Origin of the sequence: Tenacibaculum profundi (genome assembly GCF_052050075.1) — a bacterium.
GTDB lineage: Bacteria > Bacteroidota > Bacteroidia > Flavobacteriales > Flavobacteriaceae > Polaribacter.
The window spans coordinates 1,205,789-1,219,025 of record NZ_CP197225.1 but is presented as its reverse complement, the minus strand read 5'-3'; the positions used below and the strand labels follow the sequence as shown (position 1 = coordinate 1,219,025).

At 28.9% G+C, this 13,237-nt stretch carries 14 protein-coding genes and 2 tRNA genes; 4 read left to right on the top strand and 12 right to left on the bottom strand.

Annotated elements, in window-relative coordinates:
- Positions 1–6 precede the first annotated feature (6 nt).
- The 8 genes from ACSIGE_RS04910 to mtaB form a co-directional block, all read right to left on the bottom strand.
- Positions 7–79 (bottom strand) — tRNA-Gly (locus ACSIGE_RS04910).
- A 48-nt stretch (positions 80–127) separates the two neighbouring features.
- Positions 128–200: transfer RNA gene (locus tag ACSIGE_RS04905), tRNA-Gly, on the bottom strand.
- A gap of 90 nt (positions 201–290) precedes the next feature.
- Positions 291–752 carry a GNAT family N-acetyltransferase gene (locus ACSIGE_RS04900; RefSeq protein WP_440881671.1) on the bottom strand — a complete coding sequence of 154 codons (462 nt, stop codon included), beginning with the start codon at positions 750–752 and terminating at the stop codon, positions 291–293.
- A 454-nt stretch (positions 753–1,206) separates the two neighbouring features.
- The gene (locus ACSIGE_RS04895) at positions 1,207–2,073 is read right to left on the bottom strand and encodes a hypothetical protein (protein ID WP_440881670.1); all 867 of its coding nucleotides are present in this window, start codon (positions 2,071–2,073) and stop codon (positions 1,207–1,209) included.
- A 412-nt stretch (positions 2,074–2,485) separates the two neighbouring features.
- On the bottom strand, positions 2,486–3,388 hold the full coding sequence (locus ACSIGE_RS04890; protein WP_440881669.1) for a lytic transglycosylase domain-containing protein: 903 nt from the start codon (positions 3,386–3,388) through the stop codon (positions 2,486–2,488).
- 27 nt (positions 3,389–3,415) lie between these two features.
- Positions 3,416–4,081 (bottom strand): alpha/beta hydrolase, encoded by a 666-nt coding sequence (locus tag ACSIGE_RS04885; RefSeq protein ID WP_440881668.1) that lies wholly within the window; start codon positions 4,079–4,081, stop codon positions 3,416–3,418.
- Positions 4,081–4,827, bottom strand: coding sequence for a DUF6438 domain-containing protein (locus ACSIGE_RS04880; RefSeq protein WP_440881667.1), 747 nt, complete (start codon positions 4,825–4,827; stop codon positions 4,081–4,083). The genes ACSIGE_RS04885 and ACSIGE_RS04880 overlap by 1 nt, the downstream gene beginning before the upstream one ends.
- Before the next feature lie 151 nt (positions 4,828–4,978).
- On the bottom strand, positions 4,979–6,298 hold the full coding sequence (gene mtaB / locus ACSIGE_RS04875) for a tRNA (N(6)-L-threonylcarbamoyladenosine(37)-C(2))-methylthiotransferase MtaB (RefSeq protein WP_440881666.1): 1,320 nt from the start codon (positions 6,296–6,298) through the stop codon (positions 4,979–4,981).
- 400 nt (positions 6,299–6,698) lie between these two features.
- On the opposite strand from mtaB, the gene ACSIGE_RS04870 reads away from it, so the two are divergent.
- Positions 6,699–7,211: a PaaI family thioesterase gene (locus tag ACSIGE_RS04870; RefSeq protein WP_440881665.1), complete on the top strand. Its 513-nt coding sequence runs from the start codon at positions 6,699–6,701 to the stop codon at positions 7,209–7,211.
- Between the two features lie 82 nt (positions 7,212–7,293).
- A complete protein-coding gene (locus ACSIGE_RS04865; RefSeq protein ID WP_440882185.1) occupies positions 7,294–8,880 on the top strand; it encodes an ABC transporter substrate-binding protein in 1,587 nt (528 codons plus the stop codon).
- Positions 8,881–8,963: 83 nt separating this feature from the next.
- On the opposite strand, the gene ACSIGE_RS04860 is transcribed toward ACSIGE_RS04865, so the two are convergent.
- Entirely contained in the window at positions 8,964–9,356 is a 393-nt protein-coding gene (locus tag ACSIGE_RS04860) for a hypothetical protein (protein WP_440881664.1), read from the bottom strand.
- A 377-nt stretch (positions 9,357–9,733) separates the two neighbouring features.
- Between ACSIGE_RS04860 and ACSIGE_RS04855 the strand changes: the two genes are divergently transcribed.
- Together ACSIGE_RS04855 and ACSIGE_RS04850 are read left to right on the top strand one after the other, a co-directional pair.
- The gene (locus ACSIGE_RS04855; protein WP_440881663.1) at positions 9,734–10,099 is read left to right on the top strand and encodes a DUF1304 domain-containing protein; all 366 of its coding nucleotides are present in this window, start codon (positions 9,734–9,736) and stop codon (positions 10,097–10,099) included.
- A gap of 273 nt (positions 10,100–10,372) precedes the next feature.
- Entirely contained in the window at positions 10,373–10,807 is a 435-nt protein-coding gene (locus ACSIGE_RS04850; protein WP_440881662.1) for a hypothetical protein, read from the top strand.
- Positions 10,808–11,287: 480 nt separating this feature from the next.
- Here ACSIGE_RS04850 and ACSIGE_RS04845 read toward each other — a convergent pair whose 3' ends face one another.
- From ACSIGE_RS04845 to ACSIGE_RS04835, 3 genes are all read right to left on the bottom strand, one after another.
- Entirely contained in the window at positions 11,288–12,034 is a 747-nt protein-coding gene (locus ACSIGE_RS04845) for a hypothetical protein (protein WP_440881661.1), read from the bottom strand.
- A gap of 68 nt (positions 12,035–12,102) precedes the next feature.
- The gene (locus ACSIGE_RS04840; protein ID WP_440881660.1) at positions 12,103–12,861 is read right to left on the bottom strand and encodes a hypothetical protein; all 759 of its coding nucleotides are present in this window, start codon (positions 12,859–12,861) and stop codon (positions 12,103–12,105) included.
- 82 nt (positions 12,862–12,943) lie between these two features.
- Complete coding sequence (locus ACSIGE_RS04835; RefSeq protein ID WP_440881659.1) at positions 12,944–13,093, bottom strand: hypothetical protein; 150 nt, start codon at positions 13,091–13,093, stop codon at positions 12,944–12,946.
- Between the last annotated feature and the right edge of the window lie 144 nt (positions 13,094–13,237).

The following is a 13,237-nucleotide window of genomic DNA, read 5'->3' as shown; positions in this document are numbered from 1 at the left end:
ACTTTGAGCGGGAGACCGGGTTCGAACCGGCGACATTCAGCTTGGAAGGCTGACGCTCTACCAACTGAGCTACTCCCGCGATAAAGCTTTCAACAAATATATTATTTGTTTTTATTATTATATTTTGAGCGGGAGACCGGGTTCGAACCGGCGACATTCAGCTTGGAAGGCTGACGCTCTACCAACTGAGCTACTCCCGCAGTAAAGCGATTGCAAATATAAAACCTTTTCTAAAATCTACAAGTTTTTTTTATGTTTTTTAAAACACTAAAATTAGTAGTGCTTTAGTTCTAAACATCATCCTTTTTTACAAATGAATTATTTGCGTCATATACTTTAACAAAATGAAATCCAAAAATTTCAAAGCCTTCATTATAGTAGAATTTGTGTGATTTTCTATTTGCCGTATATGTATTCAACTCTATTGCTTCACACCCTTTAGATTTAGTATAGTCATAAATCCAATTGAAAAAGCGTTTTCCAATATTTCTTCCCCTATACGCTGGGTTAATAATGACATGATCGGGTTCAACACTTTCTCCAACATAGTGCCTTACAGAGTACCATAAACCACATATGCCTACTAAAGTATTATTATAGTACGCTCCAATACACTCGTAGTGCTCGAGAGCAAACATTTTGTGAACTCTGTCTTCTAATTCACTTGAAAGTGCTTTTTTATTGAGTATACTAAGTAATGGAATTATAGTTAATTTTTTTTCATTTGGTATTGGTTTGAAAATTAGCTCCATAAAAGTATGTTTTTTATTTTGTGAAGTGTTTAATATTAAAGTTTGTGAAACTACATTTTATTAATATAAGTTTTATAGAAAACGATGTTAAATTTATTGATATAACTTTTAAATAAATTTTGAAAAGGACTTTTTCAATTCTGTTATTTATATAGGTTAATAATAACCTAAAAAAATTAGTGATTATTACTTTTGAAGATAATGTGTTTAGTTTATTGAAATATCAGGTAGCTATTTTAGCAGTATTAAAGACAAGCTGTTTTATTTTAGTAGGATTGGATTTAAAGTAAAATAGTATTTGTTTTACACTTATTAACTTAGATCAAATATGTTCTCCTTTTTATTAAATCTTTGAACTAAATTTTAATTCAATAAATTAGGGTATCCAGCTGGATACCCTATGTCATAATCGAAAATTAATATTTATTTTTACTCTATTGTTTTTGTTATTTAATTACTTAAGATTTGTGAAATCTTCCGCAGATAGTTTTCCAGTATTAATATCATTTAATTCCTCTACCTTAGTTAAAATGAAATCATGGATTTCTTTATTGAAGTCTTTAGGCTTTTGTGGTTGATTTCCTAATCTCCAAGCACCAGGTATAACGTATCTTTGATAGTAATAAAAGAAATAACGGTCGAAATCATTATTCGATAAATTATATTCTGATAATAACCAACCTAGTCTAAGAGCAGATCTTCTTTGAGCAGGGGTTCCGTGCGAAGAACCATTTGAACCACCGATAGATTGTGCCATGTTATATGCACTAGAAACGTTAGACCAGTTCGTCGAATACTTTTTTCTAAGATAATATCCAGCAAAACCATCAGCTTCTAATTCCGTATTGGAAGCTCCGGAAACTGAAGGGAATCTATATCTGAATTGCACTTGATGTGCAATTTCATGGGCAGCTACATAAGCAACAGCAGCTCTACCAAAACCTAAAGCATGCTCTAGTATTTGCTCACCCCATATTACATAACCATTACGGTATGATAATGCATTAAAAGTTCCGTCTCCAGCAGCAAAATATAACGGAACATTGCCTAACCCGAAAAAGTCAGCCGATCCATTATGATGCGTTTTCAAAAAATTCGTCTCGGTTTGATTTACAATTGTATTTGCCCAATATGAATTAGGACCAAATTGACTAACTGTAGCACAATGATGTTCAGAAGCTTTTGCATTTAATTCACTTGGAGATTCAATATTTTTCGGAAAGTTACCGGTCAGATCTGCTGCGTTCTTTAGTTCATTTTTTTCACAGCTTTGCATTACTAGTAATACAGAAAGTATTACTATTCTAAAAATATGTCTCATAATTTTTGAAGGGTTTAAAGTCGATTACGACAATGCAAATATATATATATTAAAATTTTAACCTTTATGTTTTGTATTATTTGCAAAAAATAAACAGTTTCATTAGAGTTTTACTAGTGTTTATCTTTTTAATTTTTCTTTAAAAAATGATGACAAAACGTTTTTCAATGCTAACTTTAAGAAAAAGTATGAAATTATAGGTTTATAAGAAGATTATTTACGTTGAAATAATAATCAGTGGTTTTTTTAGTAATGTTTGGAATCGTATCTGAAAGTTAAAGTTAGTACTTCCATAGTTCTTAGAGGTGTTTTATAGAACAGCTAGTAAAAAAAATACATTCAAAAGTACTAGTTTGCTTTTGAATGTATTGTAATAAGAAAACCGTAAAGGCTTTTTTATCATATGAACTATTTATTTTGAAGGTATCTTTATCGTATATAGCTTCTTCGATTTATTATTAAGTTTTGTTTCTCGTAACCATGGGTTAACCAATTTTAACTTTTTATAAGTAACACCAAAGTGATCTGCAAAGTTTGCAATATTTGTGATTGCTGTATCAACAGGGACTTCATAATATTTAATCGGATTATACAAATCTTCGTCTTTGAAAATAAATCCGTATTTCTTTGGATTTGTAACAATTTCTTTAAGTGCTAAAATCCGAAACACATATCTTGAAGTTTCTTCATTTAAAAATAAATCAAAATAGCTTGAGGCATGTTGCTCTTTCAATCGTCTTGATATTCTACCTCCACCTGCATTATAAGCTGCAGCAGCAAGTGTCCAAGTTCCAAATTTCTTTTTAGAGTTTTTTAAATATTTTGCAGCTACCTCAGTAGCTTTTTCAAGATGATAACGTTCATCTACATTGTTGTTTACCTCAAGACCATATTGCCTAGCGGTACCTTTTAGGAACTGCCAAAATCCTGCGGCGCCTGCATATGACCTCACATTCATAAAGCCACTTTCGGCTAACGCTAAATACTTAAAGTCATCAGGTAAACCATATTTATCTAGTAAAGGTTCAATGATGGGAAAGTATTTATGAGCTCTTTTTATTAACAGAAGACTGTTAGATTGCCAGTATGTATTTACCAAAAGCTCTCTATCCATTCGTTCTCTTATGTCTTGCCTTTCAATAGGAATTCTTTCACCAGCTAAGTTTAAATTAGAAGGGATTTTAACGGCCATAATTTCATAGTTCTCAGCTACATTTTTAATAGTTGGTTCGTTTTGTTTGCTAATTGTATTAACAAGCAGTGTTGCGACACACGAAATCACTAATGCGGGGAATAATCGTAATTTTATCTTCATACTACTTCTTTTTTATATCGTTGTTCTTTAATTTAGTAAAAAACATTCCTTTTGTAAAATATTTGAGATACTTTTTGCTTTATCTAATATCATTATATGGGTACCATTTTTGATAATTTTTGCTTTTTGAATGTTTTTTATAGGAAAAATTTCGTCATGATCACCGTGTATATGCAAAATACCTGGAAGTGTTTCATTTTGTTTCCAATGTAAAAGGTTAAAAATTGCCCATTGTAAATAGATTTTGTCTCTTACGCATAAATACGTTTTGTATAGAGCCATTCGCTTTTTTAAAATATCGCTAAAAAAGTAACGCTCATATTTCTCAATATTTGAAATAATATTTGAAGGAAATAATTTATAGGCCTTTGTTTTTCTGGCAAGTTGTAGTTTTTTAGGTAATTCATTATTATTCTTAATACTGGAAATAATGATTAATTTACCTAAAGATACATGTTTACTTATCTCTTGTGCCATAACGCCACCAAACGACACTCCTACTAAAATAGCATTTTTATGCTTAATTTCTTTGCTCATTCTTTTTGCATAATCCTGAATAGATTCATCTATGCTATGGGGTAAAATCCATTCTATAAAAAACAGTTGAAAATGTTCTTTTGGAAGAGATATGTATTGAAAAATTTTTGAACTCGCTGCAAGTCCTGGTACAAAATAAATAGGGGTTTTGGTCATTATTCAAGAAGCATTTTTTTATATAGGATGTCAACTATAAACTCGTGAATTTCAATGAGTTTTTCAGGTAAGTTTTTCCATAACCGTATTTTTATTTGTTCATTATCATAGGTAATAAACGTGCTACTTAAATCCTGAATTTTGGGATTGTCATATGTTCTTTTAAAGCTATTAAAGTCATTTTTATTAAGGAGATTTTTTAAGTTTTTTAACTGATTAGCTTCTAAGCTAAAAATATGAGTACCTTTTTCTTTGACATACTTTTTTCCATTGAAAATCAGTTTTCCGTCTTTTTCAATACTAACTTCATATACAGGGCAATCACCAAAGCATGCAGTTTTACTAAGTGAAATTAATATATTTTCTTCTTTTTTAATCACTTTATCAACGACACCTGTTCCGTTCTTTATTACTTTTTTAAATACGTTTTGTTTTTCTAGTCGCTTGATCCAAACTTCACGTTGATTATCAGGAAGTGATATAACCCCAATTTTAGTTACTTTGGAATTATAATCTACATCTTTCCATCCAATACTACTATTTTTTAAAAGTTCTAGAGCTTCTTTGTTGTTATGTTCGTGTTTTAAGACAACAACTAATTCTCTAGAGTAATCCTTTTTAATATCTGATTTTTCTTTTATAATCTCTTTATTTTGGTTTGATGTGGAGGAAACTCCCTCTTTTACTTTTTTAGATGTTTTACAAGATAGTAAGAATACAAGCAGAGAAAAAAGAATGTACTTCATAGTCTTTGAATTTTTTAAATATCAAGACTTTAAAAATAGAGCTTTTTTTAAATATTTATGCATAAATATTATTTAAAATGACTAGCAATCAAAACTTAAATTTAGAACAATAAAAAGAAATAAAAAATTATAATAAGATCCTAATATCTTTTTAACAGAATTCAAATCTAACGGCTCCATCTTCACCTATTTTTTTCAAAGTAATATTGTGTAAGGTATTTACCAATTCAGGGTTCCAAGGGGTTTTAACTTTAACATAGTTTTCTGTAAATCCAAAAATATAACCTTCCTTATTTTCACTTTCAAATAAAACAGTAGATGAGTTTCCTAATTGACTTTCGTAAAATGCCCTTCTTTTTTTTACAGATAATCCACGAAGCATTTTACTTCTTTTAGCTCGAATATTTTTTGGCACACTACCTTCCATTTCTGCCGCTTCTGTATTTTGGCGTTCTGAATATGTAAATACATGGAGATATGAAATATCTAATTCACTAAGGTAGTTATATGTTTCAAGAAATAATTCATCTGTTTCTCCAGGAAAGCCAACTATAACATCAACGCCAATACAAGCGTTTGGCATTACTTTTTTAATTCTTGAAACTCGATCGGTATATATTCTTTTTAAATATCGACGTTTCATTTTTTTTAATAAAACATCACTTCCTGATTGGAGAGGAATATGAAAATGAGGAACAAATATTTTTGATTGAGAAATAAAATCGATTGTTTCATCCTTTAAAAGATTCGGTTCAATTGATGAAATTCTCAATCTATTAATCCCTTTAACATTATCTAAAGCTTGTACAAGTTCAAAAAAAGTATGTTCATGCCTTTTATTTCCATGTTCACCCTTGCCATAATCACCTATATTAACTCCAGTTAGTACTATTTCTTTTATACCTTTCTCTGAAATTTCTTTTGCATTTTTCAATACATTTGCTAAAGTATCACTTCTGGAAATACCCCTAGCCAAAGGAATTGTACAATATGTACATTTATAATCACAACCATCTTGTACTTTTAAAAAGGCACGAGTTCGATCTCCAATTGAATAAGAACCAACATAAAAATCTGCTTGCTCTATTTCGCATGAATGTATTTCTCCTAAATCATTTTTTGTAAGATCGTTTATGTAACTTGTTACATTAAATTTTTCAGTAGCGCCTAAAACTAAATCAACACCATCAACAGCAGCCAGCTCTTCTGGTTTCAATTGCGCATAACATCCTACTCCTATTATAAAAGCTTGGTTATTTTGTTTTAGAGCTGATTTAACAATAGTTTTAAATCTTTTATCAGCATTATCTGTAACAGAACAAGTATTGATAACATATACGTCCGCTTTATTATTGAAGTCAACGCGCTCAAACCCTTCATTTACAAAATTTCTTGCAATTGTTGAAGTTTCTGAAAAGTTAAGTTTACATCCTAGCGTATAAAAAGCTACTTTTTTATCTACATTATTCATTTTTATATCCAATGATTAAAACACTAAAGGACTAGTAAATAACTGCCCAATTAGTACAAACATTTAATTGAAAATCAAAAAGAATTGACACATTAAACTTTGAAAATGCAAAAGTAGTCAATTTATGATCATTTTTATAGAGATATCCTAAATGTTGAAGTGCAAAGAATGTTTTTTTATTTTTGTATGCAATAAAGCCTAAAATTTAATTTTAATATAGCTATCGAAAGATATTAAGTCCTACTTATTAAAGAAAATTGTTATCAGTATTTTGTACCTATGTTTTTTTAGGTTCTTAATAAAAAATAACTTTTTCGACATTGAAATGGTTAATGAATTATAATATTGCTCTATTTTGATATAAATGCAGGTTTTATTTCTATTCTAAAAAATAATACATATGTATGCTTGGTTAAATAATGTTTTAAAAAGGTATTTTAAGGAGAGTACAATTTTTAAATATGGATTTAATATTTCTCCCATGTATCGAAGAACAACAGGAAGAATATTATTTGTATCAGATAATTTATTGACTGTGAAAGTTAAAATACCGATTGGTCCGAAAAATAAAAATATTGTGGGATCTATATTTGGTGGGAGTTTATTTTCTGCAACAGATCCTATTTTTATGACACAATTAATCTTTACTTTAGGGAATAAATATGTTGTCTGGGATAAAAAATCTACAATAAAGTTTAAACGACCAGCATTTTCAGATGCTTTTGTTGATTTTGTATTCACTCCAGATGAAATAGAGAAAATTAAAGAAAGGGTGATTAAAGAAAAAGAAATAGATGTAATAAAAGAGATAAAAATAACTAATGAAAAAGCTTCTGAAGTGTTTACCGAAGTTTTAAAAACAATTTATGTTGCAGACAAGGAATATTACAAAAAAAAGAGAGGACAACAATAAAGGTTCTTTAAAAAAGAATATTGGAAATATAAAAAGTCAAGATATTATTTTTAGTAACAAAAGAAATTTTGGTAAGTTAATAATCAATTTATCTTTCTTTTTGATAGTTATTTTCCTATCCTGTAAAGACAGAAAAAAAGAGTCTTTGAGTACTGTTTTTCGGTATAATGAATATGCTAATATAACCTCATTAGATCCTGCTTTTGCAAAAGATCAAAGAAATATTTGGGCCGTTAATCAACTGTTTAACGGTTTGGTTCAATTAAACGATAGCTTGCAAGTTGAACCTGATATAGCTAAGCGTTGGCATATTTCTGATGATGGTAAAGTTTATGAGTTTATTCTAAGGAAAGATGTATTTTTTCATGAGAGTAATGTGTTTGGTTCAAAAAAGACCAGAGTTGTTAATGCTTCAGATTTTGAATATTCATTTAATCGTCTACTGGATAAAAAAGTATCTTCTCCTGGCGGTTGGGTTCTTCAAAATGTAGCTAAATTCGAGGCAAAAAATGATTCTATTTTTACGATACATTTAAAAAAAGTTTTCCCGCCTTTTTTAGGTTTATTAGCAATGAAATATTGTTCCGTTGTACCAAGAGAAGCAGTTAATCACTATGGAAATGAATTTAGATCAAATCCGATAGGAACTGGACCATTTTATTTTAAATTATGGGTTGAGAATACAAAATTAATTTTTAGAAGAAATGACAATTATTTTGAAACAGATTCTTCAGGAGCTAAATTACCTTATTTAGAAGCCGTTGCTATTACATTTTTACCTGATAAACAAAGTGAATTTTTACAATTTATTCAAGGTAATATAGACTTTATGAAAAGTATAGATGCCTCATATAAAGACGATATTTTAAATACAGACGGTAGTTTAAAGGGGAAATATAAGCATAAAATAAAAATGCTTACCGGACCGTATTTGAATACTGAGTATTTAGGGATTTACTTTGATGAGGACAATACATCACCTTTAAATTCAATAGGTATAAGAAAAGCTATAAACTATGGTTTTGATCGTAATAAAATGATACGGTTTTTAAGAAATGGTATTGGTAAGCCTGCTGTCAATGGTTTTATTCCTAATGGTTTACCTTCGTTTAATAATCAGAAAGGTTATTCATACAATCCTGAAAAAGCTAGAGAGTTAGTTGCTCAATATAAAGAGGAAACAGGGGAGAGGGATGTGAAGATAAATATTACAACAAATAGTAATTATTTAGACCTGTGTGAATTTATTCAAAGAGAACTACAAAAAGTGGCTATTAATGTAAAAATTAATGTTGTTCCCCCGTCAACTTTACGTCAAGGGAAAGCTTCAGGAAAATTTCCTATTTTTCGAGCAAGTTGGATAGCAGATTATCCTGATGCAGAGAATTATTTATCTTTATTTTATAGTAAAAATTTTATACCTAATGGTCCTAATTATACACATTTTAAAAATGTAGAGTTTGATAAATTGTATGAATCTGCAATTGAAGAAGTAAATATCAAAAGGAGATACGAATTATATCAAAAAATGGATAGTTTAATTATTGCTCATGCTCCTGTTGTACCTTTGTACTATGATGAGGTTATTCGTTTTATGCAAAATGATATTAGAGGGCTAGAAATGAATCCTATTGATTTATTAAACTTAAAAAAAGTATATAAAAACTAGTGTTTTTGTGAGGAATATCCGTGATGAGCATTTTTATAAAAGAAAAAAGCTGCTATTTAGAGCAGCTTTTGAAATTAATTATGCTAATTAGCAGCAATGACTTTTTGATCCCATAGCTCTCCTTCACCTTGGTAACCTTTTTGAAGGTTGGTACTACCAAAGGCATGAGTCAAGTAATAAAGCGATTCACCTCCTGTAGCTTCAAAGGCAACACCACCTTCCATTTCGCGTAGAATCCACTCTTCACCTTCTCCTTGATAGCCATTTTGAAGAAAAACTTGACCATTACCATGACTTAGGTATTTACCGTTTTCTTTACCTTTACATGCTAACTTAACTCTATTGTTACCGAGTTCTTCTATCATGAACTCTTCACCTTCTCCAAGGAATCCGTCTTGTAGAAACGAACTTCCATGGGCGTGACTTAGGTATTTACCTTTTTCGCCACCTCTTGCTTGTAATGATACTAATTTCATTTTTATAAAGTTTGATTGTTTTTATTAAAGATAAAAAAAAAAGATATTTGAAATCCATTTTCGAAAAAATATTTGTTGGTTAATAAAAAACGAATCAAACTAGAATAATGATAACATAAGTATTCCATGTCTTTATCTATATTTCTTGTACGTTTTGACAAAGGGATTTTCTTCAGGTATATTTAAACGTATTATGGGGAATTTATTTTTTGGAGTTTTTCTTGCTTATTCATGACTTTCATGTAAATGATATCTGAGAATCATGTAAGTTATTGTTTTTTACATCTTTTTGAAGCATTATTATTAATGTTGTATTAAATAGTTGATCTATATTAAATTACCTACATTCGCTAATGTTACTATATTAAAATGAATTTATGGAAATAATTATTAAAATATTTATCGGATTGGTGGCTTTTATTCACTGCTATATTTTATGGTTTGAAATGTTTGCATGGGACACTCGAGGAAAAAAAGTTTTTAAAACCTTTCCGGAAGACCTATTCGGACCAACAAAAAAAATGGCTGCTAACCAGGGAATTTATAATGGTATTTTAGCAGCTGGTTTAATTTGGACTTTTTTCATTAATAATTATGAATGGAGAATAAATGTTTCTGTTTTTTTCTTGATTTGTATTTCCATTGCGGGAACTTTCGGGGCAATAACTACCGAAAAGAGAATATTTTTTGTTCAAGCATTACCCGCTATCGTAGCTTTAGTACTTACTTTAGTGTATAATTAAAACGTGTTATAGCAAGGTATAATAGCCACTAAAATGATCGTTAATGATGCACCTACCAAGAAAGTACTTTTTATGGTTTTTCATATCTAAAGTTTATAGAAATAACAATTTGTTCGATGATTCAAAAAATGAAAAAGCCCTTTTTTATATTATTAAGGTAAAAATAGTTGGTTAGTTTCGAGTATTTTAACTTAAATCAAATGTATGTATAGCTTCAATAATGAAATTATATTTGCAAACATTTATATATCTGCTATTTGGTAAGCATAAAAAATGAAAAGAATAATATTATTTTTAATTTTACTGTTTTTAATAAGGTGCAGCAATGATGATTTGAATAAGTATGAAAATCAAATAGATATTAATTTAGTTTCAGGTCTAAATTTGTTAGATAATTTAGGAGACATGATTGAGGAATTTGGAAATTCAAATGTCTTAAATAATAATAATTTCGTATTCTTTCCTAGTCCATCGCTTCATGTTTTGAGTTTATATTCAATGAAGAACATAACTAAAGTTTGGATTAGACTGGCAAAACCAAACAAAAATTATCTGAAAATTGACTTTAAATCAATATTGAATCCAGAGTTGTATTCTGAAAACGAAATTGAATCAGGCGCAGAATTAAAATTTACGAATACGAATTTATCAAAAATTACAATAGATTTTAGAGATTTAGAATCTGGGTACTATCAAATTTTTTGTTAAAGTAAATAACAAAATATACTGGGGAAATATTTATGTTGGTGAATTACAAGAGCTAATTAATCATTGGAATTAAAAGCATATGTGACAAGCCATATTTGTTATGTAGTATCTTTTAGGATATTTTTTATTCTCAACATTGGAAAATTATTTGTAAATAACTTAGCCATTAATTTTTTAGTAAAAATATTTTTTAAACTCACAACTAGCACAAATCAACGAATTTTTGGTTAGTGCCTTAGTATACCTATTGTAAAATTTATTTTTTTAAGTTGAATAATTGTTCTTACAAACCATTTGTAATTAAATAAAAAAAATAAATGACTATTATATCTGTTTTTTTTAAACTCTTACTCTTAAAATGAGTCGTGTACCGTAATTATTAAATCAAGAATTTCTTATAATAAACACTCTTTATTTTTAGTAACATTTACTTTAAGAGCTTTTATTGTTTTTTGAAGTCTTAAAAATAGAGTTAAACCATCATTTAATATTGAATTTTCTTTTACCCGAATTATTAAATCTACTTAGGATTGGTTTATTAGAACTATCAATTAGTTCAATTTTAATCTCATGCTCTCCTTTTTGTAAACCTTCTATTATATAGGGTTGCCATTTGTGCACTGTGAACTCATGATTATCTAGTGATATCTTTACTTTATTTCCATTTTTAGATAGCTTGGTATTTACCAAATAAAAGTCCAATAATACTTTATTAGTATTCTCTTTGTAAACGCCTTTTGGTCTGCTAAAGAATAATAACGGATCTTTTTTTATATCTATTTTTGGTTGCTCGTTTTCGAAAAGGTATTGCTTCAGGACAAAAGCATTTTTATGTTTTACACTTTCGTGAAATGATCGTGATAAAAAAGCGAGTACAATGTTTGAATTTTTATTTAGTTTAGCTTGAAACGAAGAGTCATATTTAGCTTGATAAGGACCATTATTTACTATAAAATGGATATGTTGACCTTCATGAGAATTTGCTAAGTGGTAGGTAATTGCTGAGTTAGTATTTTGTTTTAAAGAATAAGATTTTATATCAAAAAGGAAAGTATTCTCCCCTTTTTTTATCATATCATCTTTTGTTACAAGGCTAAGCTTAGCTCCGGAATAGGATGTTAAAGTTTGTTTCGGATATACTTTTATATTATCGAACTTATGTATTTCTTTTTTTAAAGAACAGCTTACAGTTATAAACAGTGATAAGAGAAAGATTAAGAATCTCATAATATATTTTTAATCAAAATACTGAGTGTACTCTAGCTTTGGAAGAAGTACACTCGGTATTTCTATTATTATTTGCGTACTACTTTGTAAGGAAGAGATAAATCTCCTGAAGCAACGCTATACACTGCATATACACCTAACATTGGAAGATTTTCTTTCATTGCATTTGTATTAACTTGCATGTATGCGGCAACACCATCAAAAGAAAAATTAGTTACATTGTTAACTCTAAACCTAGGAACTACAACTTTTATGGAATTCCCTTTAGTAATGGTATTATAACCAGGAGAGTCCATGTACATTGGCATGCCTGGATTAGTAGTAGGAAGTTTGACGGTTTTATCGTTTTTGTCAAACATTTTAACACTTAAACCTCCAGCTACACGTTTGTCACTATTTAAAACTACCCAATGTGGATGCCACACTACACCTTCTGATGCATTTGAAGGGTTACCATCTACGTCTTCATCCCATAATGGTGTGTCATCAAAATCAGGATGAGATGTTAGCGCTAAAGCTACAATACCTTCTGTTTTAGAGAATCCAACATCTGTTGATTTTAAATTTGTTGGAAAGACATAACCTAATACAGGTGCTCCATTTAAACTTCCAACAGCTTTAGGAACACTTTTTCCAGCAATGCCTTTCACACGTATATCGAAGATGAAATGTTCCAAATCTGAATCATATGTAACAGAAGTACTCTTAATTTTTAAGTCATCTGATTGTTTAAAATTTGTATCTTCATTAGTTTTAATTTGCGCTGAACAGGAGATAAATGGTATTGTAAGTGTCAGTGCTAAAAAAGTGTTTTTTAAAGAAATCATATTTTTTGAATTTAATTTATTATGAATATTAATAGTATTTATTAAAAATGAGTTAAGATTTTAATTCCTCAATGGAAGCACTTTAATTAGTTTGGAGTACATTTCTATTTGAGTTAAATGATTGATAAACATGTTTTAAAATAGCCTTTTCTCTTTCTTGAATATTATTTTTAATGGTTTCAATATTTAAAACCTCAAGGTTTTCTTTGTCTAGTAATTCTATAAACATCATTCTCTACTGATATACAAAGAGAACAGCCTGAATTATAAAAGATTGATTTACTCATAGGTATTGTTTTTGTTATATTTTATTACAAATATAGTTAGTAATCCTAACTAAAAAAAATAAGATTCATTTTTTTTTCAAATCTAATCA

Bases quoted from the DNA above. Each gene is read 5' to 3' on its own strand.
- ACSIGE_RS04900 (WP_440881671.1), bottom strand. From the start codon at position 752: ATGGAGCTAATTTTCAAACCAATACCAAATGAAAAAAAATTAACTATA.
- ACSIGE_RS04895 (WP_440881670.1), bottom strand. From the start codon at position 2,073: ATGAGACATATTTTTAGAATAGTAATACTTTCTGTATTACTAGTAATG.
- ACSIGE_RS04890 (WP_440881669.1), bottom strand. From the start codon at position 3,388: ATGAAGATAAAATTACGATTATTCCCCGCATTAGTGATTTCGTGTGTC.
- ACSIGE_RS04885 (WP_440881668.1), bottom strand. From the start codon at position 4,081: ATGACCAAAACCCCTATTTATTTTGTACCAGGACTTGCAGCGAGTTCA.
- ACSIGE_RS04880 (WP_440881667.1), bottom strand. From the start codon at position 4,827: ATGAAGTACATTCTTTTTTCTCTGCTTGTATTCTTACTATCTTGTAAA.
- mtaB (WP_440881666.1), bottom strand. From the start codon at position 6,298: ATGAATAATGTAGATAAAAAAGTAGCTTTTTATACGCTAGGATGTAAA.
- ACSIGE_RS04870 (WP_440881665.1), top strand. From the start codon at position 6,699: ATGTATGCTTGGTTAAATAATGTTTTAAAAAGGTATTTTAAGGAGAGT.
- ACSIGE_RS04860 (WP_440881664.1), bottom strand. From the start codon at position 9,356: ATGAAATTAGTATCATTACAAGCAAGAGGTGGCGAAAAAGGTAAATAC.
- ACSIGE_RS04855 (WP_440881663.1), top strand. From the start codon at position 9,734: ATGGAAATAATTATTAAAATATTTATCGGATTGGTGGCTTTTATTCAC.
- ACSIGE_RS04850 (WP_440881662.1), top strand. From the start codon at position 10,373: ATGAAAAGAATAATATTATTTTTAATTTTACTGTTTTTAATAAGGTGC.
- ACSIGE_RS04845 (WP_440881661.1), bottom strand. From the start codon at position 12,034: ATGAGATTCTTAATCTTTCTCTTATCACTGTTTATAACTGTAAGCTGT.
- ACSIGE_RS04840 (WP_440881660.1), bottom strand. From the start codon at position 12,861: ATGATTTCTTTAAAAAACACTTTTTTAGCACTGACACTTACAATACCA.
- ACSIGE_RS04835 (WP_440881659.1), bottom strand. From the start codon at position 13,093: ATGATGTTTATAGAATTACTAGACAAAGAAAACCTTGAGGTTTTAAAT.